Genomic DNA, 21,319 nt, shown 5'->3' on the forward strand with positions numbered 1-21,319 from the left:
TCTGATGAACCTCATGAATATGTATAGCTGGGCCGGAGTTGTTGGAGGGGGCTGGGACTTCTCCGAGCATGGTGGCATGCGCGGCTGGGGCCGTGCGGTACACTTAATACCGCAGCGCGCGTAATGTGCGTTGACTACGCGTGTCTATTTCCACGGCGCATCGGTTTGACCGATGACCGGGGATGTGCCTCTTTCGGTCCTTTGAAACCAGTGTCTATGACAGTGATTTCGGCGGAGGAGAGGCCATCTGGACACTAGGAATAACCGTAAAAATTCAACCTGAAGGAGCGTCGGCATGCCCGTCGTAACTATGCGCCAGCTGCTCGACAGCGGCGTACATTTCGGTCACCAGACCCGTCGTTGGAACCCGAAGATGAAGCGATTCATCCTCACCGAGCGCAACGGCATCTACATTATTGACCTGCAACAGTCGCTGTCTTACATCGACCGCGCTTTCGAGTTCGTCAAGGCCACTGTGGCTCACGGCGGCACCGTGCTGTTCGTCGGCACCAAGAAGCAGGCCCAGGAAGCTATCGCTGAGCAGGCTACCCGCGTTGGCCAGCCCTACGTCAACCACCGCTGGTTGGGTGGCATGCTGACCAACTTCCAGACCGTTGCCAAGCGGATCCAGCGGATGAAGGAACTCGAAGAGATCAACTTCGAGGACGTTGCCGCTTCTGGTCACACCAAGAAAGAGCTCTTGTTGCTCAAGCGTGAGTTGACCAAGCTGGAAGCCAACCTCGGCGGCATCCGTAACCTGACCAAGGTCCCCTCGGTGGTGTGGGTTGTTGACACCAAAAAGGAGCACCTGGCCATTGACGAAGCTAAGAAGCTGAACCTTCCGGTGGTAGCCATCCTGGACACCAACTGCGATCCCGATGAAGTTGACTTCCCGATCCCGGGCAACGACGATGCCATTCGTTCGGTCAACCTGCTCACCCGCGTTATCGCTGACGCCGTCGCCGAGGGCCTGATCGCTCGTAACTCCAAGGCGACCGGCTCCGAGGAGGGCGCTACCGCCGCCGAGCCGATGGCTGAATGGGAGCGTGAGTTGCTCGAGGGTCACGCCGCTGCGCAGAGCGAATCAGAGGCGATTTCCGCTGAGGAAGCTGCTGAGGTCATCACCGGCACCGAAGCTGAGAAGGCTGCCGAAGCCTTCACCGAGGAAACTCCGGCAGCAGAAGCTCCGGCAGAAGAGAAGTAAGACAAGCACTAACTGCTGAACGCTGCCGGGATACTAGCCACGCCACAACGGGTTGGTGTTCCGGCAGAGTTCTGCGACCAGAGGTTTTGCCTCCGCAGTTTGCAACTGCTCCTAATCGAAACTCATCAATAGACAACTCACAGATAACCGAGGAGTTCACATGGCGAACTACACCGCCGCTGATATTAAGGCTCTCCGCGAGCGCACGGGCGCTGGCATGATGGATGTTAAGAAGGCGCTGGACGAGGCTAACGGCGACGCCGAGAAGGCGCTCGAACTGATCCGTATTAAGGGTCTCAAGGGTGCTACTAAGCGCGAAGGCCGCTCCACCGCTGAGGGTCTGGTTGCCGCCACCGTTCAGACCGAAGGTCAGCAGTCGGTCGGCGTAATGGTTGAGGTGAACTGCGAGACTGACTTCGTCGCCAAGTCGGCCCCCTTCATCGAATTCTCCAATAAAGTTTTGGCCGCTGCTGTGAGCTCCGGCGCTGAAGACGTCGATAGCCTGCTGGGCACCGATGTCGAGGGCAAGCCGCTCTCCGAACTGGTGATCGAAGCCGGTGCCCTGCTCGGTGAGAAGGTGGCTGTGCGCCGCTTGGCTCGGGTTGCCGGTGCAACCGTTGATGCTTACCTGCACAAGACGTCGAAGGACCTGCCCGCCCAGGTTGGCGTGCTGTTCGCTGTCGAGGGCGAAGGTGATGAGGTTGTTGCTGCTGCTCACGACGTTGCCGTGCACATTGCTGCTTACACCCCGAACTACCTGAACCGCGACGAGGTTCCTGCGGAACTGGTGGAGAGCGAGCGTCGCATCGCCGATGAGACCGCACGTGCCGAAGGCAAGCCGGAAGGCGCCTTGGCCAAGATCGTTGAAGGCCGGTTGACTGGCTTCTTCAAGGAGAACGTGCTGCTCGACCAGCCGTTCGCTAAGGATGCCAAGAAGAGCATCGCTCAGGTGCTCGAGGAAGCTAAGGCTACGCCGGTTGCTTTCGCCCGGTTCCGAGTCGGCTCCTAAGCTCTAAAGCAATATTTAGGGCAATAATTTCAGCAGAAAATAGCCGCCCCGCCTGAGACTCAGGCGGGGCGGCTATTTTCTGTCAATCGTGGGCACCTGTCAGTGCTTGATTTCTGCGGCCACCCCGGTGACTCGCACGGTAGAGTCAGTCGGGTTCAGTTCAACGAGCAGTTCGCTAGGCCGGCCAAGTTCGGCACCTTGCCGGATGGTTAGCTTCGCCGGTGGTGTGAGGATCCCTAGCTCGCGTAAATAACCGCCAAAGGCAGCTGCGGCTGCTCCGGTGGCTGGATCTTCCACCACGCCTCCCGGAGGGAAGGGATTGCGGGCGTGGAACAGTAGCTCAGTTTCTGCCCAGACTAGTTGTAGAGTGGTCCACCCCTGCGCTGCCATCAGGCTTTCCAAGGCCGGATAGTCGTAATCCAGCTCGCTGAGTAGTTCGTGGTGCGCCACCGCGAGTACCAGGTGATCATTCCCAGCGAAAGCGATCCGGACTGGGTATCTTGGGTCCAGATCCTCAATTCGCCAGTGCAGGCTTTGCAGCGCGGCCTGCAAGGCGTCCGGGCTCACCTCACGAACATGGGTCGCAACGCTTCGTAGCGTCGCGGTGGTGCCATCAGCGCCAGCGCGGGTCTGCACGGTGATCTTCCCGGCCAGCGTTTCGAAACTGAAATCACCTGGTCCGTTGAGATCACTGAGCGCGACGGCAGTGGCCACGGTGGCATGACCACAAAAGGGAACCTCCGCCTGCGGACTGAAATAACGCAAACGGTAGTGCCCGGGTGCATCGGAATGATCCACAAAGGCGGTCTCTGAATAACCCAGCCGGGCCGCCAAGCTGAGCCGCGCCTCATCATCTAGCTCATCCGCGTTCAGCACCACGCCCGCCGGATTCCCGCCGCGCCCCTGCCGGGTGAATGCCGCGTAGCGCTTAATCTCGGGGGAGTGGGCGGCTTCAACTTCGCTCACTATTATTTACGGTCCTTTGCGTTCGTGGGGGTGCTGCGATGCTGCTGCAAGGCCTGCAACTCGTGGGAGATCCGCAGATTATCCCGATCGGCCGGAGTGTGCGCGCCAAGCGGAAAACCGGCATTCCCCTGGCTGAGCGCGGATCGCCTAGTTTGATTTTTAAACCATCCCTGAAAAGTTCTCATATTCCATGGTGAGACGGAGCAACTGTTCAGCACAAGCGATTATTTCTATCAAACAATGAAGCATTGCTGTATGATCGCAGCATGTTAGACCCACATCGACTGCGCATTCTGCGATCAGTGATTGCTAATGGTTCGATTCAGGCAGCAGCTTCTCATCTCGGTTACACACCTTCGGCGATCAGTCAGCAGGTGGCTTTGCTGCAGCGTGAGACCGGTCTGACGCTCTTTGAGAAGGCAGGACGCGGTATCGTACCAACCTCCTACGGTACCGCCCTGGCGAATGAGAGTGACGAGGTGATCGCCAGTCTCGGACGGTTGGCCGGGGTGGTTGCCGATTTGCGCGAGGGGGTCACCGGACGCCTCACCTTGGGCTATTTCTCCTCAGCTGGTTCCACCTGGGTGCCGTGGATGGCGCGCAAATTAATGGACGAGTTCCCGCAATTGAGGTTGGAGTTGAACCTCAACGAATTGCCGGCCGGTCAGCAGCCGATCCTGCCAGATATCGACGTCATCGTGCAGTCTCAGTACCATCAGCGAGCCGTTCCTAAGGGGTACCGGCAGCTGCCGCTGGCCGATGATCCTTATGTTGCGGTAGTGCACCGCTCCCATCGGCTTTCGGGTGCAGGCGAGGTGCCGCTGCGCGAATTGCGCGAGGAGGCCTGGGTGGATAACGACTTCGTCGATGGGCATTGCCGTCAGGTGATGATGGGGGCTTGTGATGCGGCAGGTTTCTCGCCGCGATTCCTGGTGCAGGCTCAGGATCATCACACCGCGATCGCTTTCGTGGCTGCGGGGATTGGGGTGACCATCCTGCCTAGCCTGGCGGCCCGCAAGCTGCCAGAAGCAGTTTGCGCTATTCCGGTGGTGGATCCGGAGCCGATCCGGCAAATCTCGGTATTGGTCAAGGACTCTATTGCTCACCGCCCAATTGGTAAGCGAGCGGTTGAGTTGTTACACGAGTGCGTGACCATACCGTTGATGGCAAGCTAAGGCCTGCCTCTTATTCAATCAACTGGTTGACAAAGTGTTTCGGAACTGCTTTGATTATGTTATCAATCGATTGGTTGATAAAAAGATTGGTTGAATATGCATCAGAACCAGCTTACGGCTGAAGAATTGGATCGAGCCTTTGCAGCATTGAGTGACCCGATCCGTCGCCAGATCATCGCGCGGTTGTCGATTTCCGATGCCACCGTCAATGAGTTGGCCGCACCCTTCGACATCAGCCTGCAAGCGATCTCGAAGCATCTGCAGGTGTTGCAGAACGCCGGTCTGATCAGTCGACGCCGGGAAGCGCAGCGTCGACCATGCCATTTGATCAGAGAAAACCTGGCTCAGCTGACCGCCTGGATCAATGAATACAGCACCGAGCAGGAGCAAAAATTCCAACGACTGGAAGCGCTGCTCACTAACGAAAAGGATTGATCATGACTGAATTACAAGTTATTGCCGAATCAGGAACCCAGAACATCACCCTGATCCGAGAACTGAACGCCCCGCTCGCGCGGGTGTTTGAGGCGTACACCGAGCCTGAACTGGTCGCGCAGTGGCTTGGCCCGCGTCGTTTAGAGATGAAAATCTCCGAATGGAATGCGGTGAGCGGCGGAGGTTATGCCTATCTTCATATCGATAGCGATGGCACCGAATATGGTTTTCGTGGCACCTTCCACACGGTGCGGACCGATGAACTGATTATCCAGACCTTTGAGTTCTTGGGCGCTCTGGACGCAGTCAGCGTCGAGACCGCGAGCTTCGAGGACCTGGGCGAGGGTCGTACCCGGCTCACTTCGACTGCCACCTATCCCTCTGCCGAGGTACGGGAAATGATGTTGCAGTCGGGGATGGCTGACGGGGTCAAAGAGTCGTACGAACGTCTCGAGGAGCTGCTCAGCTAGCCTTCGAAACTCCCGCTGTTGGGCCTCCAGGACTGCTCGCCGAGAGCTGACCGGAGGCTCAGCCGTGGGCGAGACGCCTAAGTGCTTGCCCAGAGTTCGCTCGCTAGGGCGAGAACAGGATAATCTAGCTCAAGCCCCACAAGAGCACTGAGAGTCCCAGGGAAGGCGCCATGGAGAGCAGCAAAGAACCCTTGAACATCCCGGCCAAGACTAAACGAAGGGTGCTATTAAAGCTCTCGGGTGAGGTTTTTGGCGGCGGCAAGCTCGGTGTTGATCCGGCAACGGTGCGCGGAATCGCTGAGCAGATCGCGCGAACGGTCGGCGAGGTTGAGGTGGCCGTGGTGGTCGGCGGCGGCAATTTCTTCCGCGGCGCAGAACTTTCGCAATCCGGTATGGACCGTTCACGTGCCGACTATATGGGCATGCTCGGTACCGTGATGAACTGCTTGGCCTTGCAAGATTTCCTTGAACAGGCTGGGGTAGAGACCAGGGTGCAGAGCGCCATCACGATGGGCCAGGTGGCTGAAGCCTATATTCCGAGGCGCGCTATCCGACATCTCGAAAAGGGCCGAGTAGTGATCTTTGGCGCTGGTGCCGGTTTGCCCTATTTTTCCACCGACACGGTCGCCGCGCAGCGGGCACTCGAGGTGCACGCCGATATTGTGCTGATGGCGAAGAACGGCGTGGATGGCGTCTATACGGCTGACCCGAGGAAAGACCCCGCCGCGGTCAAGCTGGACCGCTTGACCTATAACGAGGCATTACAGCGCGACATTAGGGTGCTTGACCAGACCGCGTTCAGCCTCTGCAAGGACAATAATCTCTCCATGCTGGTCTTTGGTATGGAGGGCGATGGTAATGTCACCAAGGCAATTCGGGGAGAAGACTTAGGAACCCTGGTCACGCCGTAGGATGAAGATGAGCAGTTTTACTATCGAAAGAAACAGGGAAACCAGTGATTGAAGAAACCCTACTCGAGGCCGAAGAGAAGATGGACAAGGCCGTTGAAGTAGCCAAAGAGGACTTCAGCTCGGTACGCACCGGGCGAGCCAACCCCGGCCTCTTCGCCAAGGTGATGGTTGAGTACTACGGCACGCCGACGCCTTTGCAGCAGCTCGCTTCGTTCTCAGTCCCCGAAGCGCGCACCTTATTGATCAGTCCCTATGATCGCAGCGCGCTCGCTGATATTGAGAAAGCACTGAGTAACTCTGAGGTCGGCGCAAATCCCTCAAATGATGGCAATGTTATCCGTGTGGTGATCCCCGAGCTCACCGAAGAGCGTCGTCGTGACTATGTGAAGATCGTGCGAGCCAAGGGCGAGGACGCCAAGGTCTCGATCCGCAACATCCGCCGCAAAGCCAAAGAAACCCTGGACAAAATTGTCAAGGATGGCGAAGCTGGCGAGGATGAGGGTGCGCGGGCTGAGAAGGAACTTGACGGCCTCACCAAGTCGCATACCGATAACATCGACGAATTGCTCAAGCGCAAAGAAGCCGAACTGCTCGAGGTCTGATGAGTCAAACGCCCGAGCCGCCTGCCCTGCCCAGCCGAAGGGTTTTGCGCGCTGCTGAACGTGAGGCGCAGAAGCAGGCTGCCCGGCAGCAGCGAGGGGCCGAGGCGGACTCCACGCCAGAGCAGGCTGGCGCTGAGGCAGCCCCGACCGCCGAGTCAAGGCAAGCGGCGGCCCAGCAATCACCGACCAGATCGGATGAGTCCACCGCCACCGCTCAGCCACAGCCCGGGACACGCAGCCAGCAACTCCGGAAGTCGTCCTTCACCGGGCTGATTCCGGCGGTCCCTGCCCATCAGGGTCGAGTGGTACCTGAAATTCCCCGGCACTCGGGTCCGCTGGCGGAAATTCCACGGGCTGCCTTTGTCGCCGCGCCGGTGACCGAACCGACGCTGGCACTGCCGAGCAAAGCGGCGGAGGAACCCCCGCCAGCCGAGCCAGAAAAGACATCGCGGGCCGGCCGTAACTTACCGGCCGCGATCGGGGTCGGCCTACCGCTACTCATTGTGGTGCTTGGTGGCTTGTTGTTTTACCCACCGGCCTTCCTGGCCATGGTCGTACTGGCCGCTGCCCTTGGCGTCTGGGAACTGAGCCGAGCGCTGTTGCAACGAGGCGTCGCGGTGCCACTGCTGCCCATTATGGTCGGTGTGCTAGCGATGCCGGTCTCGGCTTATTATGTGGGCACTGAGGGGCTCTTATTCGCCTTGGTCGCCTGTTCGCTAGCGGTCCTGGTATGGCGCACCCTCGACCCGGTCCCCGGAGCCGGTCAGAGCATCTTCGCCGGTACCTTCATACTGGCTTGGGTACCTTTTTTGCTGAGTTTCTCGGTGTTGATTTTGCGTGAGCCGAACCATCTCGCCAGTGTACTGGAACTGCAGAGCTGGCCTGCTGGACAAGGAGCTCTGCAGGTATCCACCATGTTGCTGCTGACAGTCGCCAGCGATACCTTCGGGTATCTGGTGGGAGCACTTTTCGGCAAGCATCCGATGGCACCGAAAATCAGCCCCAAAAAGTCCTGGGAGGGCTTCGCAGGTTCGGTACTTGGTGCGCTCATCATTGGTGTACTGGCAGCGATTTTCCTGCTCGATAGGCCCTTCTGGTTCGGCATCGTGCTAGCGGTGGCCATAGTTGCCGCTGGCACCGCAGGCGATTTGGCCGAGTCGATGGTGAAGCGCGAGCTTGGCGTCAAAGACATGTCTAGCATCCTGCCGGGTCATGGCGGAATCATGGATCGTCTGGATTCGATTCTTTTTGCCGCCCCGATGGCATTCCTGGTTTTTGCCGCGCTTGGGCTGCTTTAGCGGCGAAAGGTAAGATAACGACGTGGCGGAGATTACACAACAACGGACCTCGACGGCACCGTTTGCCCGGGTCGACCGGGCCAGTTATGGCTATAACACCAAGCAAGTCGACCAGTTCCTGGCAAAGGCGCGGGCTATTTACACCTCCACCGAGCAGTCGCCGAAGTCGCTGAGCTCTCGCGATGTGCGGGAAATGACCTTTGATGCGGTGCGCGGCGGTTACCAGCCGCAGGAAGTGGATGCGGCTCTTGACCGGCTAGAGGACGTTTTTGCTCAACAAGAACGTGACGCTTTGATTGCCGCTAAAGGTGAGGACGCCTGGCTCGCTCAGATCGGTCGGCTCTCTGGGGTGTTACGGGCGCGTCTGCACCGTCCGGATGGCGAACGTTTTAGACGACCGCGTCGGAATGCTCGGAGCTATCAGACCGCCGATGTCGATGCTTTATGTCACCAGCTGCTCGACTACTTTGAGCAGGATAAACCGTTGAGCGTGGATACCGTTAGGCGTGCGGTCTTTGGCTCAGCGCGCGGCAAAGAAGGCTACGAGGAACAGCAAGTTGACGCTTTTCTGGATCGGGTCATCGAGTTGATGGCCGCGATCGACTGAGTTCGGCCGCTTTCAGCGATTCCGGAGTATGCAATCGAGCGAGAATTTTCGCCACCGAACTATGCAAGCGATGTGGCGTCAGCTTCGACACCACAATCATCGCGAGAAAAGCCGCAGGCACCGTCACAATAGCGGGCTGCGCCAATAAATCGGCCACAACGCCAGCGGATGGCGACACACCGATGGCGAATAGACCACCGAAGAGTAAGGCACCGCCGCACAGCACTGCTCCCACCGCAATGCCGACAATGGCGCCCACATCGGTCAGCCCACGCCACCAGATGCCAAGTAGCAAGAGCGGGCACAGAGTCGAGGCGGTGAACGCGAAGACGGCACCAATGCTGCTCGCCAGCGCACTGGAATCAGCGAACAGTGAGACCGCGAGCGGAACCAAGGAACCGATCCCCGCGGCCAACCTGAAACCACGCACGCTTCCGCCGAAGAGGTCTTGGCTCACGACACCAGCCAATGACACTAGGAGTCCAGAGGAACAGGAAAGGAAAGCCGCGAAAGCCCCGGCAATCACCAGTGCGGTCAGCGCTTGGCCGACTGGTCCGGGTAGTAGCTGCGAAGGCAGCAACAACACGGTGGCATCGGCTTTACCTCCGGTGGGGTGCATCCGGCCGAGGGTGCCAAGCGTGGTGGGCAATAGATAGAACAGGCAGAGTAACGGCAGCACGATGAGAGTAGTGCGACGCGCGGAATGGCCATCCGGATTGGTGTAGAAGCGCACCAGCACATGCGGTAGTCCGAGGGTGCCAAAGAGCAAGCCAATCATTAGGGAAATAGTCCGCAAGGGGCTGCTTGCTCCCTGGATGCTTGCCATCTGGAAGGCATCAGCCGCCTGCTCAGGACTTTGCGGATTACCCATCAACACAATCAGCAAGAAGACCGTAGGCACCGCCAACGCGGTGAATTTTAGCCAGAACTGGAAGGCCTGGACGAAAGTAATGGAGCGCATGCCACCGGTCATCACCACGACGCAGACCACCGAGATCACGATCAGCGGTCCTAACCAGCTCGGTAGCCCGGCGGTGATACTCACAGTGAGAGCCGCGCCCTGCAATTGCGGAACGAGGTACAACCAGCAGATTAAGATCACGCAGCAACTGGTCACCTTGCGAACCGACTGGGATGCCAGCCGGAATTCGGCAAAGTCCGGAATGGTGTAGGCGCCGGAGCGGCGTAGCGGCGCGGCCACGAAGAGCAACAACATTAAGTACCCGGCGGTGTATCCCACCGGGTACCACAGACCGTCAGGGCCGGAGAGCAGGATCAGACCAGCGACCCCCAAGTAACTGGCTGCGGAAAGGTATTCACCCCCAATGGCTGAGGCATTCCACCAGGGTTTAACGGTGCGTGAGGCGACGTAGAAGTCACTGGTGGTCCGAGAGATGCGTAGCCCGAAGACGCCAACCACTACCGTTGCCAGCGCCACCAATCCGATGGTGGTGATGCTGAGCGGATTCATTGATCAGAAACCAATCGGTGGAAGGTCTCTTCGTCGTGCTTGGCCGTGCGGGTATAGAGCCAGGCGCACAGACAGATCACCGGATAGAGAGCCGCTCCGAGCAGCAACCAGGGCAACGGAATGTGCCAGAGCGTGATTGACTTCAGCTCAGGAAAGAGCGCCAAAGCGGTCGGCACTGCAGCCAGCAAAATCAGGAAGCCAGCGCCGACCACAAGCGAGAGTCGAAGCTGAGCCCGAATCAGCGAACTGATCAACAATCGACCAACGCCGCTTTGCTCATCGAGTTCCTTAGCGACCGGAAATTCTGCGCTCACCACGGCATGTGCACGTTGTGCCGTAACCCGGGTGCGTCCCAGCGCCGGGGCTGGCAGCTGCTCGGTGCCTGGTTCGTTGGGATTTGATTGATCGGCACTGGACTGGTCAGCGCCGGGCTTCGCATTGGCTTCGGTCATCCGCGTGGCCTTAAGCGATTGGCAGACATCCGTTCGCGCAATTCCGGCAGATGGCTTCGACTGACCGGCAACTGGCTTTCGCCGATGCTGACCGAAGCGCTACCTTTGCTCAGCCGAACTTGTTGCACATGACTCATCGCAACTAGGTAGGAACGGTGCACCCGGAGAAAGCCAGCGGGCTGCCATTGCTCAGCCAATTCACTCAAGGGCACTCGGATCAGATAACTGCCATCAGGGGTGTGCAGCCGCGCGTAATCGCCTTGGGCCTGCACATAACGCACCTCTGAGCGGCGGATCATTTTGGTGACCCCGGCCTGGTCGACGGTAATCAGCTCCCCACTGCTAGTCAATTCCTCAGTCTCGGACCGGGGCCTCAGCTGTTCAATAATCCGCTGTACGGTGGCCTTCAGCCTTTCCAATCGCACCGGTTTGAGCAGATAGTCCAGCGCGGCCAACTCGAAAGCTTCTAGGGCCATTTCCTCATCGGCGGTCACGAAAACCACGGCCGGCTGATGCCGTTTGGCAAAGCGGCTAATCACCCTACCCAGCTCCAAGCCCCCAAGCCCAGGCATGTGGATATCCAGAAAAAGCGCGTCGACCGGGTGTGCTTCGAGAAGTTGCAGGGCTTCGGTGGCACTATTAGCCGGATAAATTCGGCCAATTCGCGGGTCCTTGGCAAGCAGGTAGCTCAACTCGTCGACGGCGGGTTGCTCGTCGTCGGCTACTACCACCTGCAAGCCCTCCGCCGGGGTGCTGTCCACACTGACCATGCCCCCTAGCATAGCGAGTGAGCATAGCGAGGCTGTCGAGCTCAGTCCAGGGAATGTTCTGGCTGAAATTTCGGGATTCGGAGCGTAATCAGAGTGCCAGCATCCGGTCCGGTATCCACTACCAGTCCGTGGTCCTCACCATAAACTTGCCGCAGCCTGGCATCCACATTGCGCAAACCAATATGGTCACCCTCGGCCTGGCCGGCCAGCACAGCCGCGAGTTGCGCTGGGTCCATGCCGACGCCGTCGTCTTCTATGGTGATCTGGGCATAGGCACCAGAATCCTGTGCGGTGATCTTAATGTGTCCCACCCCAGCTTTTGCTTCAATGCCGTGCTGCACCGCGTTCTCCACCAAGGGTTGCAAGCTGAGGAAGGGGATCAGGGTGCTTAATACCTCGGGACCAATTTGCAGGCTGACCTGCAGCCGGTCACCAAATCGAGCCCGCTCCAGCAAAAGGTAGCGGTCGATTGAGCGGAGTTCTTCGGCAACCGTGGTGAAGTCGCCATGTCGCCGGAACGAGTAGCGGGTGAAGTCGGCGAATTCGACAAGCAGCTCCCGGGCGCGTTCTGGATCGGTGATCACATAAGAGGCAATCGCATTGAGCGAGTTATAGATGAAGTGTGGACTGATCTGGGCACGTAGTGCGCGCACTTCAGCCTCCATGAGCAAGGTTTTCGAGGCCGAAAGTTCGGCTAGTTGAAGTTGCCCGGCCACCCAGTCCGCGACTTCATTGGCGGCTCGGACCAGTCCCGCGGAAGGAGCGGATTTCGTGGAACTCGACGAGCTGCTCAGCGCGCTCAAGGTGCCGATCACTCGCTGGTCTAAGCGGATCGGCACCACCACGGCGGCCCGTAGACCCATTTTGGTGAGTCGTTCATCGAGCGCTTGGACAGCGGCATCGGATCCTCGATAGGGAAACCGAAAAACCTGGCTCCGGCCGCTCTGCAAGGTCTTTTGGGCTAGTGCGAAGCTCTCCGAGAAGCCGCGCTCAAGGGCCAGTGGGGTGCCGTCCCAGGCCAGCATCTGCTCGGTATCGGAGATAGCTAAGGCATCGCAACCGAGCAGAGCGCGTAGCTGTTTTGCGGCTTTGGCCGCGCTGCCAGGCTGTAGTCCGGCGCGCAGCTGCTCACCCGCCCGGGCGGCCAGATGCAGGGTGGTGTAACTGGCTCGGTCAGCGTCGCTGCCGAGCTCCCGATGCGAACGGGAAAGTCGAAATCCCAGCAGCGCCAAGAGAGTTGCCAGGATGGCTAAGCCAATGAGCAACGCAATGACAGCGAAGGTGGGCTCCGGCATGCTGCAAGCATAATCCGTTCTTTGCAATCCAGCCTGGATGAGTCATTGGTCGCATTTCCGGCACCGTTCGTCGTCTGCAAAGTCGGACACGGTCCGCCAGCTCAAGAATCTCCGGAATAGTGAGACGCATCACAGTTTCGCCGAGGGGCACGTCGAAGTGCGGCGGACACAGATACCGATCAATGTCGAAGGAGACATCATGGCTCAGCCAAGTCAGCTCGCGGATTCCGGAGCTGTCGCTCCGGATTTTGTCGCGATTCAGGGTGAGGAACGATTCCAGCGGTTGCGGAGACGGCATCGCAGCTTTGTCTTCCCGCTCGCGGTGATTTTTCTGCTCTGGTACTTTCTGTATGTTTTGCTCGCCGATTACGCGCATGGCTTCATGTCGATCAAAGTGTTCGGCTCAATCAATATTGGGCTGATTTTTGGCCTGCTCCAGTTTGTCACCACCTTCGGCATCACCACCTGGTACGTCATCTATTCGAATCGAAAACTCGATCCGTTGGCCGTTGAAATACGGGAGGAAATCGAAAATAACACCATTGCTGGGGAGCGCGGTAGTGGAGCTCCGGAATCGGGGGAGGTGCGCTGATGATCGCTTCAATGCAGAGCAGTTCCTGGATCAATATTCTGATCTTCGCGCTTTTCGTCGCGATCACCCTGGTCATCGTCTTCCGCGCTAGCCGGAACAATAAGACTGCAGCAGATTATTATGCCGCTGGTCGCTCCTTCAGCGGTTCGCAGAATGGCACGGCGATTGCCGGAGATTATCTATCGGCCGCGTCCTTCTTAGGCATTACCGGTGCGATCGCGGTGAATGGTTATGACGGCTTTTTGTATTCAATTGGGTTCCTGGTCGCCTGGTTGGTTGCCCTCTTGCTGGTTGCGGAACTGCTGCGTAATACCGGCAAGTTCACGATGGCTGATGTGCTGTCGTTCCGGCTGAAACAGCGACCCGTGCGGATAGCCGCCGCGATCTCGACCCTGGCGGTCTGCTTCTTCTACCTCTTGGCGCAAATGAACGGTGCGGGCGCCTTGGTTTCGCTTTTGCTGGGCATTGGCGATAAGACCGGGCAAGCACTCGTGATCACCGTGGTCGGTGCCCTGATGATCGTTTATGTCTTGATTGGTGGCATGAAAGGCACTACCTGGGTGCAGATCATTAAGGCTGCTTTGCTGATCGCAGGCGCCGCGGTGATGACCATCTGGGTGCTCTCGCTTCATGGTTTCAACCTTTCCGGGCTGATGGACGCGGCCGTCGCGAAAGCCGGTGCAGGCGGGGAAACCCTGCTTAACCCCGGGAAAGAGTACGGCGTCTCCAGCACAAGCCAACTTAACTTCGTCTCGCTCGGTCTGGCCCTGGTGCTTGGGACCGCCGCCTTGCCGCACGTGTTAATGCGCTTCTACACCGTGCCAACCGCCAAAGAGGCGCGCAAATCAGTGGTCTGGTCGATCTGGCTGATCGGCATCTTCTATCTTTTCACCCTGGTCTTGGGTTATGGGGCTGCAGCTTTGATCGGTCCGAAGGATATTGCGGCGGCTCCTGGCGGGGTGAACTCGGCCGCACCGCTGCTGGCCTTCGCGCTCGGCGGACCGGTATTGCTCGGTTTCATTGCCGCCGTTGCCTTTGCCACCATCCTGGCGGTGGTGGCCGGTCTGACCATCACCGCAGCTGCCTCATTCTCACACGATATCTATGCTTCGGTGCTGAAGAAAGGCAAACCGGAACCCGGCAGCGAGGTGAAAGTGGCCCGCTGGACGGTGATCGTAATCGGCATCGTGGCGATTATTGGTGGCATCGGCACCAACGGGCAGAATGTTGCCTTCCTGGTTGCACTGGCCTTTGCGGTAGCGGCTAGCGCTAACCTGCCGACCATTCTGTACTCACTGTTCTGGAAGCGCTTCACCACTCGCGGAGCGCTCTGGAGTATTTACGGCGGGCTGATCACGGCGATCGTCTTGATCGTATTTTCCCCGGTGGTTTCGGGTAATGCCAAGGCAATGTTCCCAGCTGCCAATTTCGCCTGGTTCCCGCTGTCGAATCCGGGTATTGTTTCGATTCCCCTGGCCTTCCTGTTGGGATGGTTGGCCACTATCTTCGACCGAAGGCAGGAGGATCCGGTCAAGCAAGCGGAGATGGAGGTCCGATCGTTGACTGGACTAGGGGCCGAGAAAGCAACTGAACACTGAGTTTGGTGGGGGCTGGCGATGCATCGCCAGCCCCCACCAAACTGCCTTCATTCCGGGCGAATGTTTAGCAAACGACATCAATGATGATGGCCGGTCTCAAAGCCCGGGATATTCATCTGCATTTGATCGTGCGGAATGGAGAATTGTCCCGCTGTGCCGGCGGCTAAGCCCGCGGTGGTCACCGCAGAAACTAGCAGTGCGGCGGCAAACATCACCAGCAGCAATCTGCCAGCTGCCGGAGTGCCTGGCGTAATATTTGGCCGTCGTGCTAACCAGCCCAGCGTGCCCAGGAGTAGCAACTGCAAGGCGATCGTGGCGAGCAGGCCGCCGTCGAGATGTTTCTGACTGAACTGCCAGCCGAAGCTCAACAGCTCAACCGCAACCAGTACGCCCAGCGCAATGCCGACACGACGCGTTTGCACGGGATGCCCGGCCCGGAAGCTGAGCACCGCCCAACTCAACAGCAGGGCAGAGCAGATTGCCACGGCCAGCGCGGCCGGCCAAGCAATCCCGGCTGCTAGCCGGTGTAAAACAAGGTCTTCACTGAGTAGGTTCGAAGCCAGGCCGAAACCGCTCACCGCCGCGCCAAGGCCGGCGAAGGCGGACAGCATGCCCACCGCAGCCGGAGCCAAGGGCCCGGATTGGGTGCTCATTAGAGCGCCGCGCTGGCTGACTTGCTTTGCTTGTCTTGGCTCAACGCCACGCCTAGCAGGACGACGGCGCTAGCCAAGTGCAACACGTTATCAGCACCGTTCAACGCGATGATGTTCAGCGAGCTGCCGAGCAGAAACAGGCCGACAATGCCGACCAGCAGGTAGACCGCGCCAACCGCTAGGTTGACGCCCTTGGCTGCCGCCGCCGAGCTCAGCCCGGCGAACAGCAGAGCCGCGCCGATGGCCAGGTGAATGATGTTGTGTAGTGGGTTGACCGCGAAGATGATCAAGTTATTTCCCTCGGTGGCGGCGAAGCCGATTCCGGAGGTGACGAAGAAGCCCAAGACGCCGACCAGCAGGTAGACGGCACCGAAAATGGTGGCCAACAATCGGTTGGGTGAGGTGCGCATGAGGTATGCCTTCCGTCAATCGAGTCCCGGCGGGACCCGTCCTTATCGAAGCGACGTTTGACGCTTCCACAAAGTGTTCGTAACTCCGGCAATAATGGATGGTTCAGGCTGCAAATAACTTTCATCGAGGCGAGGCCCTCGCGCTGGGCCGTGCGGATCCTTGCTGTGTTGTGCTGTGCTGTGCTGTGTTGGGCTGGGCGTCACGGCCCAAGTGCCTGATGCCAAGCAACTCGCCCTCGCTGTCTTGCCCGCGGCGGACCAGGCGATTGTCAGCCGGTCAGTCTGTCGGCCGCTAGCCCGCGTCCTGCTTGCCCGTACCTTGGGCGGCTTGTTCTAGTAACGGTTCGATTCGGAACGGCACGAATTCATTCATTGCCAGCGAGGTGTCGGTGCGTTCCACGCCGTCGCAAGCGAGTATTTTGCCATTGATCCGGAAAAGGTCCTCGGCATCTTTGGAGACCACCCGGACCAGTAGATCGGCTTCGCCGGTGAGGCCGTGGGCTTCCAGAATTTCAGGTATCTCGGCCAGCGAACCGGCTAATTGCTGGAGTTTCTGCTGCTGGACATGCACTGAAATGAAGGTGGTCAGCGGGTAGCCGAGAGTGCTGGGGTTGATCCGGCGGCCGAATGGCAGGAAGGCGTGTTTGCGCTCCAGCGAGGCCATCCGCGCCTGCACGGTGTTTCGGGACAGGCCGAGTTTTTGGGCGAGCGCCACCACGGTGTGCCGGGAATCCCGTACCAGCGCTGCGATCAGGCGAAGATCGGTGTTGTCGAGAGCTTGCATAGTGCTCAAGATTAGCACGGTCTATACCATCTATATTGAGCATAATGCTCAATATTTTCGATGTCGGTTGTGCCGGATTGCTGCTGTGAGTATCGTCACATGTATCTGGTGATGAGTTCGATGTTGAACGAAAGACCGGGTACAAAAACCGTGTGCTGGTCACCATCTCCGACCCTCACACCGCTAGATCTCCGGCGCTCACCATGGCGTTCGGTGTCGAGGATTAATCCAAGCCGTCATCGTGGCTCGGGAAAGAGAGGGACATCATGTCAGCCGAAGAATCCGGGCCAGCCGGAAGCGCCGCGCTTTCCGGGTGGGAGGGGCGGAAAGGTCCCGCCGATGACAACTTCGTCCAATTACTCAGTCCTGCGGGGGAGCGGCTGAGCAATCCAGAATATGATTCCTGGATCGAGGACCTCAGCGATCAGGATTTGCTGGGCTACTACGAAGACATGGTGGTCGTCCGACGAATCGATACCGAGGCCACCGCCCTGCAGCGGCAAGGTCAATTGGCGCTCTGGGCGCCCCTGCTTGGCCAGGAAGCCGCGCAGATCGGTTCGGCCCGTGCGCTGCAACCCGCCGATTTTGTTTTCCCCAGTTACCGGGAGAACGGGGTCGCCTACGTGCGCGGCATCGACTTGGTGAACTCCTTACGGATTTGGCGCGGTAATACCCATGGCGGCTGGGACCCATATGAGTTCAATATGGCGACCCCGCAAATCATTATTGGCGCGCAGACCTTGCATGCCACCGGATACGCGATGGGAGTGGTTAACGACGGGGCTGACTCCGCCGTGATCACCTACTTCGGCGACGGTGCGAGCAGCCAGGGCGACGTCAATGAAGCGATGGTTTTCGCCGCTTCCTTCCAAGCTCCGGTGGTGTTCTTCTGCCAGAACAATCATTGGGCAATTTCCGAACCGGTCGGTCTTCAAGCCCATCAGGCCATCGCCGACCGTGCGCCTGGTTTTGGTATTCCCTCAATGCGGGTGGACGGGAACGATGTACTCGCCGTGTTGGCCGCTACTCGGATCGCCCTGGATCGGGCGCGCAATGGCGGCGGACCTAGCTTCATTGAGGCGGTCACTTACCGGATGGGCCCACACACCACGGCCGATGATCCGACCCGTTACCGGGATGCCAATGAGCTTGAGGACTGGGCGGCAAAAGACCCGATCACCCGGCTTGGCGCGCTCCTGGACGCTAAGGGGCTGCTCACCGAGGAGGCGAAGGCAGCGGTTCAGGCCAAAGCCGACCAAGTCGCCAAGGACTTGCGGGCCAACACCATTAGTCTGCCGGAACCAGAAGCCTTGCAAGTCTTTGACAATGTATATAGCGAGCCACATTCGGCGCTAGAGCGGCAACGTGAGCACTATCAGCATTACCTGGCCGGATTCGGTCCAGCCGAGAACACCGCAGCCGAGGGGGCACACCGATGAGCCAGCTGACTTTTGGCCGAGCTATCAACGCCGGCCTACGCAAGGCTATGGAGCGGGATGCCAAGGTGGTGCTGATGGGCGAAGACATTGGCAAGCTCGGCGGCGTCTTTAGAATCACCGACGGCCTGCAGAAGGACTTCGGCGCGCATCGGGTGATCGATACCCCGCTGGCGGAATCTGGCATTATGGGCACCGCTGTCGGGCTCGCTTTCCGTGGTTACCGGCCGGTGGTGGAGATCCAGTTCGATGGGTTTATTTACCCAGCCTTTGACCAGATCGTTGCCCAGGTGGCAAAGCTGCATTACCGCACCCAGGGCAAGGTCAAAATGCCGATCACCATTCGGGTGCCGTTCGGCGGTGGAATTGGCTCGCCGGAACATCACTCGGAATCTCCCGAGGCCTATTTCACTCATACCTCGGGGTTGCGCGTAGTGAGTGTTTCCAATCCGCAAGACGCCTACATCATGATTCAGCAGGCAATTGCCAGCGATGACCCGGTGCTCTATTTTGAGCCGAAACGCCGCTACCACACCAAGGGTGAGGTGGATGAGAGCATCGATCTGAGTACCGCTCCAGCACTGGGCAGCGCACGAGTGGTGAGCTCCGGTAGTGATGTCACCCTGGTCGCCTACGGGCCGCTGGTGGCCACCGCTAACGATGTGGCGCTTGCCGCAGCCGATGAAGGCATCTCGGTTGAGGTAATCGATCTGCGCTCGCTCTCGCCGATCGACTTCCCGCCGATAGAAGCCTCGGTGCGTAAGACCGGTCGCTTGGTAGTGGCCCATGAGGCCTCGCAGACCGGTGGTTTGGGGGCTGAATTGGCGGCCAGTATCACCGAGCGTTGCTTTAATTACCTTGAGGCCGCTCCAGTGCGGGTGACCGGCTTCGATGTGCCGTATCCGCCGTCGAAACTGGAGAAGCATCATGTGCCGGATCTGGATCGGATCCTTGACGGTATCGACCGGGCGATGGGGCGTCCCAATTCATTGAGCGGCTTGACTGGCCAGGAAGGATCATCGCAGTCATGATCAAAGTTTTTACCCTTCCGGACCTCGGTGAAGGGCTGACCGAGTCGGAGATTGTTTCCTGGAAAGTTGCCGTCGGTGACCAGGTTGAACTCAACCAGGTGATCGCAGAAGTGGAGACCGCCAAGGCGGTGGTCGAGCTGCCTTCGCCGTATCACGGGGTGATCTCCAAGCTGCATGAGGAACCCGGCACCGTGGTAGAAGTGGGGAACCCGATCGTCTCTTTCGACGTCGAAGGAGAGGAAGAGGCTGTACCGCAGAATTCCGGCGACGGGACCGCCGAGGCGCCAGCAGGCCGCATACCGACCCTGGTCGGGTACGGGGCAGAACCGGAAAAGGGTGGTCGCCCGGCTCGGCGTGCCCGGCTCAACCAGCCCGCAGCTCAAGTCGTAACACCCGCCGCTGTCGCGCCGATGACCGCTCATGCCCCGGCGGTTGCTCAAGCCCCGGTGGCCCAACAGCCGCAGCGCAGCGAACCGGTCGCCGAGCGGCCGCGCTCAACCCCGCCGGTACGAAAGCTAGCGCGCGACCTCGGTGTCGATCTGAGTACTTTGAGCGGGACCGGAGTCGATGGGCTGATTACCCGCGATGATGTTCGGGCGGCCAGCTCCACTGCTCAGGGCGTCAATTTCGGCTTCGTCGCGGGGGAGCAGAACATGCCCTTCGATCTGGAAAAGCCCAGGGAGAGTCGCGCCCCGATCAAGGGCGTGCGCAAATATACCGCGGCGGCAATGGTCGCCAGCGCTTTCACCGCTCCGCACGTCACTGAGATGCTCACCGTTGATGTCACCCCGAGTATGGAATTGCTCACCAAACTCAAAGCCAGCCGTGCGTTCAGGGGACTCAAGCTGACGCCGTTGACGCTGGTTGCCAAGGCGGTCTGCATTGCGATTGCACGTAATCCTTCGCTGAATTCGCGCTGGGAAGAACAAAGCCAAGAGATCGTCACCATGCATTACGTCAATCTGGGCATTGCCGCTGCCACCCCGCGTGGACTGACCGTGCCAAATATCAAGGATGCGCAGAAGCTCAGCCTGACCGAGTTGGCCCAGGCGCTCTCCGAGCTGACTGATACCGCGCGGGCTGGTAAGACGACGCCAGAGGATCTCTCGAGGGGCACGATCTCAATCACCAATATTGGTGTTTTCGGCATCGACGCGGGCACCCCGATCCTGAACCCGGGGGAGGCAGCGATCCTGGCGATGGGCGCGGTCCGCAAGCTGCCCTGGGAATACCAGGACGAGGTTGCCTTGCGGCAGGTGATGACTTTGAGCCTATCCTTCGACCACCGTTTGGTGGACGGCGAGCAGGGCTCGAAGTTCTTGGCCGACGTTGGCACGATCCTGGCTGACCCAGGCATGCTCATCACCATGATCTAGCCGCTGATCAGGATGATCTAGACCGGCTTCGCGGCCCCAACGACGTGGTCGCGATAGCCCATTGACTCTGGGCTAGCCTACTACGCCAGCAGAGCTGCCAAGGCCATCCGTTCCAACACCGGGCGGGCGATCCTGGCCGGTGTGGCTTTCCCCGAGCTGCTGTGCGAACGCAAGGAGTGCGGAGTGGAGTTAATCAGGCCAAAGGCGGCATGTGCCTGGACGCGGAGTTCTAGCTGCTCGACGTTGGGATGCAGCAGACGCAATACTTCCACCCAGAGCGCCACGTAGTCGCGCTGCAGTGTGCGTACCTGGTGCCGATCGTCCTCGTTCATGCTGGCCAGATCCCGGTCTTGAACCCGGATGATATCGGCATTGCCTAGCGCGAAGTCGATCTGGAACTCGATCAACCCGCGGATGGCTTGCTGCGCATCGGGGGAAGCATCTACCACGGCTTGGCCGCCGCTCAGCAAGTCCTCGCTGACTCCTAGCAGCAGGGCGGCAAGAACTGCCTGCTTGCCGTTGAAGTGTCGATAAACCGCCGGCCCGCTCACGCCGGCCGCAGCACCAAGCTCCTCAATTGAGACGCCATTGAAACCGCGCTGCGCGAAGAGCTCAGCGGCGGCATCTAAAAGAGCTTGACGGCGGCTTGCCTTTGCCAAGCTGCGCTGGGTCGGTTCCTGCTCCTGTTCAGCAGTTTCCTCAACGAGTTCCACGTGGACTCCCTCCGTGGTGGACATCACAGTTAATAAAGACTAACCTAAAACTCAGTTAACG

23 protein-coding genes are annotated in these 21,319 nt (G+C 59.2%); 14 read left to right on the forward strand and 9 right to left on the reverse strand.

Features of this window, described 5'->3' with window-relative positions; genetic code table 11:
* Positions 1-295: 295 nt before the first annotated feature.
* The gene (rpsB, locus tag UM93_RS01255) at positions 296-1,204 is read left to right on the forward strand and encodes a 30S ribosomal protein S2 (protein WP_045073176.1); all 909 of its coding nucleotides are present in this window, start codon (positions 296-298) and stop codon (positions 1,202-1,204) included.
* A 160-nt stretch (positions 1,205-1,364) separates the two neighbouring features.
* Positions 1,365-2,213, forward strand: coding sequence for a translation elongation factor Ts (tsf, locus tag UM93_RS01260; RefSeq protein WP_045073177.1), 849 nt, complete (start codon positions 1,365-1,367; stop codon positions 2,211-2,213).
* 99 nt (positions 2,214-2,312) lie between these two features.
* Here tsf and UM93_RS01265 read toward each other — a convergent pair whose 3' ends face one another.
* The gene (locus tag UM93_RS01265; protein ID WP_052663492.1) at positions 2,313-3,179 is read right to left on the reverse strand and encodes a PhzF family phenazine biosynthesis protein; all 867 of its coding nucleotides are present in this window, start codon (positions 3,177-3,179) and stop codon (positions 2,313-2,315) included.
* Positions 3,180-3,445: 266 nt separating this feature from the next.
* Here UM93_RS01265 and UM93_RS01275 point away from each other — a divergent pair, with 266 nt between their 5' ends.
* The 7 genes from UM93_RS01275 to UM93_RS01305 all read left to right on the forward strand — a co-directional run bounded on the left by UM93_RS01275 (position 3,446) and on the right by UM93_RS01305 (position 8,677).
* The gene (locus tag UM93_RS01275) at positions 3,446-4,354 is read left to right on the forward strand and encodes a LysR family transcriptional regulator (RefSeq protein WP_045073182.1); all 909 of its coding nucleotides are present in this window, start codon (positions 3,446-3,448) and stop codon (positions 4,352-4,354) included.
* Between the two features lie 96 nt (positions 4,355-4,450).
* Positions 4,451-4,789, forward strand: a complete 339-nt coding sequence (locus UM93_RS01280; protein WP_045073183.1) for an ArsR/SmtB family transcription factor — start codon at positions 4,451-4,453, stop codon at positions 4,787-4,789.
* A gap of 2 nt (positions 4,790-4,791) precedes the next feature.
* Positions 4,792-5,259, forward strand: a complete 468-nt coding sequence (locus UM93_RS01285) for an SRPBCC family protein (RefSeq protein WP_045073185.1) — start codon at positions 4,792-4,794, stop codon at positions 5,257-5,259.
* Between the two features lie 170 nt (positions 5,260-5,429).
* Positions 5,430-6,170: a UMP kinase gene (gene pyrH / locus UM93_RS01290; protein ID WP_045073187.1), complete on the forward strand. Its 741-nt coding sequence runs from the start codon at positions 5,430-5,432 to the stop codon at positions 6,168-6,170.
* 44 nt (positions 6,171-6,214) lie between these two features.
* Positions 6,215-6,772: a ribosome recycling factor gene (gene frr / locus UM93_RS01295; RefSeq protein WP_045073188.1), complete on the forward strand. Its 558-nt coding sequence runs from the start codon at positions 6,215-6,217 to the stop codon at positions 6,770-6,772.
* 389 nt (positions 6,773-7,161) lie between these two features.
* Positions 7,162-8,070 (forward strand): phosphatidate cytidylyltransferase, encoded by a 909-nt coding sequence (locus tag UM93_RS01300; RefSeq protein WP_045076679.1) that lies wholly within the window; start codon positions 7,162-7,164, stop codon positions 8,068-8,070.
* A gap of 31 nt (positions 8,071-8,101) precedes the next feature.
* Entirely contained in the window at positions 8,102-8,677 is a 576-nt protein-coding gene (locus tag UM93_RS01305; RefSeq protein ID WP_045076680.1) for a DivIVA domain-containing protein, read from the forward strand.
* On the opposite strand, the gene UM93_RS01310 is transcribed toward UM93_RS01305, so the two are convergent.
* From UM93_RS01310 to UM93_RS01325, 4 genes are read right to left on the reverse strand one after another with little or no spacing between them, the layout of a single operon-like run.
* Positions 8,649-10,148 (reverse strand): sodium/solute symporter, encoded by a 1,500-nt coding sequence (locus UM93_RS01310; RefSeq protein ID WP_045073190.1) that lies wholly within the window; start codon positions 10,146-10,148, stop codon positions 8,649-8,651. The genes UM93_RS01305 and UM93_RS01310 overlap by 29 nt on opposite strands.
* Positions 10,145-10,600: a hypothetical protein gene (locus UM93_RS01315; protein ID WP_234399354.1), complete on the reverse strand. Its 456-nt coding sequence runs from the start codon at positions 10,598-10,600 to the stop codon at positions 10,145-10,147. The genes UM93_RS01310 and UM93_RS01315 overlap by 4 nt, the downstream gene beginning before the upstream one ends.
* Entirely contained in the window at positions 10,597-11,370 is a 774-nt protein-coding gene (locus UM93_RS01320) for a LytR/AlgR family response regulator transcription factor (RefSeq protein WP_045073192.1), read from the reverse strand. The genes UM93_RS01315 and UM93_RS01320 overlap by 4 nt, the downstream gene beginning before the upstream one ends.
* 41 nt (positions 11,371-11,411) lie before the next feature.
* Positions 11,412-12,665, reverse strand: a complete 1,254-nt coding sequence (locus tag UM93_RS01325; protein ID WP_045073193.1) for a histidine kinase — start codon at positions 12,663-12,665, stop codon at positions 11,412-11,414.
* A gap of 199 nt (positions 12,666-12,864) precedes the next feature.
* Here UM93_RS01325 and UM93_RS01330 point away from each other — a divergent pair, with 199 nt between their 5' ends.
* Both UM93_RS01330 and UM93_RS01335 read left to right on the forward strand, forming a co-directional pair.
* The gene (locus tag UM93_RS01330) at positions 12,865-13,257 is read left to right on the forward strand and encodes a DUF485 domain-containing protein (RefSeq protein ID WP_045073194.1); all 393 of its coding nucleotides are present in this window, start codon (positions 12,865-12,867) and stop codon (positions 13,255-13,257) included.
* Complete coding sequence (locus tag UM93_RS01335) at positions 13,257-14,855, forward strand: solute symporter family protein (protein ID WP_045073195.1); 1,599 nt, start codon at positions 13,257-13,259, stop codon at positions 14,853-14,855. The genes UM93_RS01330 and UM93_RS01335 overlap by 1 nt, the downstream gene beginning before the upstream one ends.
* A 77-nt stretch (positions 14,856-14,932) precedes the next feature.
* Here the strand turns inward: UM93_RS01335 and UM93_RS16950 are convergent, their stop codons facing one another.
* From UM93_RS16950 to UM93_RS01350, 3 genes are all read right to left on the reverse strand, one after another.
* Complete coding sequence (locus UM93_RS16950) at positions 14,933-15,508, reverse strand: hypothetical protein (RefSeq protein ID WP_052663494.1); 576 nt, start codon at positions 15,506-15,508, stop codon at positions 14,933-14,935.
* Positions 15,508-15,918, reverse strand: coding sequence for a DUF4383 domain-containing protein (locus tag UM93_RS01345; RefSeq protein WP_045073196.1), 411 nt, complete (start codon positions 15,916-15,918; stop codon positions 15,508-15,510). The genes UM93_RS16950 and UM93_RS01345 overlap by 1 nt, the downstream gene beginning before the upstream one ends.
* Before the next feature lie 292 nt (positions 15,919-16,210).
* Positions 16,211-16,702 (reverse strand): Lrp/AsnC family transcriptional regulator, encoded by a 492-nt coding sequence (locus UM93_RS01350; protein WP_045073197.1) that lies wholly within the window; start codon positions 16,700-16,702, stop codon positions 16,211-16,213.
* A 266-nt stretch (positions 16,703-16,968) separates the two neighbouring features.
* Here UM93_RS01350 and pdhA point away from each other — a divergent pair, with 266 nt between their 5' ends.
* Genes pdhA through UM93_RS01365 form a run of 3 tightly spaced genes read left to right on the forward strand, consistent with a single transcriptional unit; the run spans position 16,969 to position 20,545 of the window.
* Positions 16,969-18,141, forward strand: a complete 1,173-nt coding sequence (gene pdhA / locus UM93_RS01355) for a pyruvate dehydrogenase (acetyl-transferring) E1 component subunit alpha (RefSeq protein ID WP_045073198.1) — start codon at positions 16,969-16,971, stop codon at positions 18,139-18,141.
* The gene (locus UM93_RS01360; RefSeq protein WP_045073199.1) at positions 18,138-19,169 is read left to right on the forward strand and encodes an alpha-ketoacid dehydrogenase subunit beta; all 1,032 of its coding nucleotides are present in this window, start codon (positions 18,138-18,140) and stop codon (positions 19,167-19,169) included. Before pdhA ends, UM93_RS01360 begins: the two co-directional genes overlap by 4 nt.
* Complete coding sequence (locus UM93_RS01365) at positions 19,166-20,545, forward strand: dihydrolipoamide acetyltransferase family protein (protein WP_199921790.1); 1,380 nt, start codon at positions 19,166-19,168, stop codon at positions 20,543-20,545. Before UM93_RS01360 ends, UM93_RS01365 begins: the two co-directional genes overlap by 4 nt.
* An 80-nt stretch (positions 20,546-20,625) precedes the next feature.
* Here UM93_RS01365 and UM93_RS01370 read toward each other — a convergent pair whose 3' ends face one another.
* Positions 20,626-21,282, reverse strand: coding sequence for an SACE_7040 family transcriptional regulator (locus tag UM93_RS01370; RefSeq protein ID WP_052663497.1), 657 nt, complete (start codon positions 21,280-21,282; stop codon positions 20,626-20,628).
* Positions 21,283-21,319 lie beyond the last annotated feature (37 nt).

The sequence above is a fragment of the Psychromicrobium lacuslunae genome, assembly GCF_000950575.1.
Taxonomy (GTDB): Bacteria; Actinomycetota; Actinomycetes; order Actinomycetales; family Micrococcaceae; genus Renibacterium; species Renibacterium lacuslunae.

Coding starts and splice junctions, on each gene's coding strand:
- rpsB (WP_045073176.1), top strand. CDS start 296: ATGCCCGTCGTAACTATGCGCCAGCTGCTCGACAGCGGCGTACATTTC.
- tsf (WP_045073177.1), top strand. CDS start 1,365: ATGGCGAACTACACCGCCGCTGATATTAAGGCTCTCCGCGAGCGCACG.
- UM93_RS01275 (WP_045073182.1), top strand. CDS start 3,446: ATGTTAGACCCACATCGACTGCGCATTCTGCGATCAGTGATTGCTAAT.
- UM93_RS01280 (WP_045073183.1), top strand. CDS start 4,451: ATGCATCAGAACCAGCTTACGGCTGAAGAATTGGATCGAGCCTTTGCA.
- UM93_RS01285 (WP_045073185.1), top strand. CDS start 4,792: ATGACTGAATTACAAGTTATTGCCGAATCAGGAACCCAGAACATCACC.
- pyrH (WP_045073187.1), top strand. CDS start 5,430: ATGGAGAGCAGCAAAGAACCCTTGAACATCCCGGCCAAGACTAAACGA.
- UM93_RS01310 (WP_045073190.1), bottom strand. CDS start 10,148: ATGAATCCGCTCAGCATCACCACCATCGGATTGGTGGCGCTGGCAACG.
- UM93_RS01315 (WP_234399354.1), bottom strand. CDS start 10,600: ATGACCGAAGCCAATGCGAAGCCCGGCGCTGACCAGTCCAGTGCCGAT.
- UM93_RS01320 (WP_045073192.1), bottom strand. CDS start 11,370: ATGGTCAGTGTGGACAGCACCCCGGCGGAGGGCTTGCAGGTGGTAGTA.
- UM93_RS01325 (WP_045073193.1), bottom strand. CDS start 12,665: ATGCCGGAGCCCACCTTCGCTGTCATTGCGTTGCTCATTGGCTTAGCC.
- UM93_RS01330 (WP_045073194.1), top strand. CDS start 12,865: ATGGCTCAGCCAAGTCAGCTCGCGGATTCCGGAGCTGTCGCTCCGGAT.
- UM93_RS01335 (WP_045073195.1), top strand. CDS start 13,257: ATGATCGCTTCAATGCAGAGCAGTTCCTGGATCAATATTCTGATCTTC.
- UM93_RS16950 (WP_052663494.1), bottom strand. CDS start 15,508: ATGAGCACCCAATCCGGGCCCTTGGCTCCGGCTGCGGTGGGCATGCTG.
- UM93_RS01345 (WP_045073196.1), bottom strand. CDS start 15,918: ATGCGCACCTCACCCAACCGATTGTTGGCCACCATTTTCGGTGCCGTC.
- UM93_RS01350 (WP_045073197.1), bottom strand. CDS start 16,702: ATGCAAGCTCTCGACAACACCGATCTTCGCCTGATCGCAGCGCTGGTA.
- pdhA (WP_045073198.1), top strand. CDS start 16,969: ATGTCAGCCGAAGAATCCGGGCCAGCCGGAAGCGCCGCGCTTTCCGGG.
- UM93_RS01360 (WP_045073199.1), top strand. CDS start 18,138: ATGAGCCAGCTGACTTTTGGCCGAGCTATCAACGCCGGCCTACGCAAG.
- UM93_RS01365 (WP_199921790.1), top strand. CDS start 19,166: ATGATCAAAGTTTTTACCCTTCCGGACCTCGGTGAAGGGCTGACCGAG.
- UM93_RS01370 (WP_052663497.1), bottom strand. CDS start 21,282: ATGTCCACCACGGAGGGAGTCCACGTGGAACTCGTTGAGGAAACTGCT.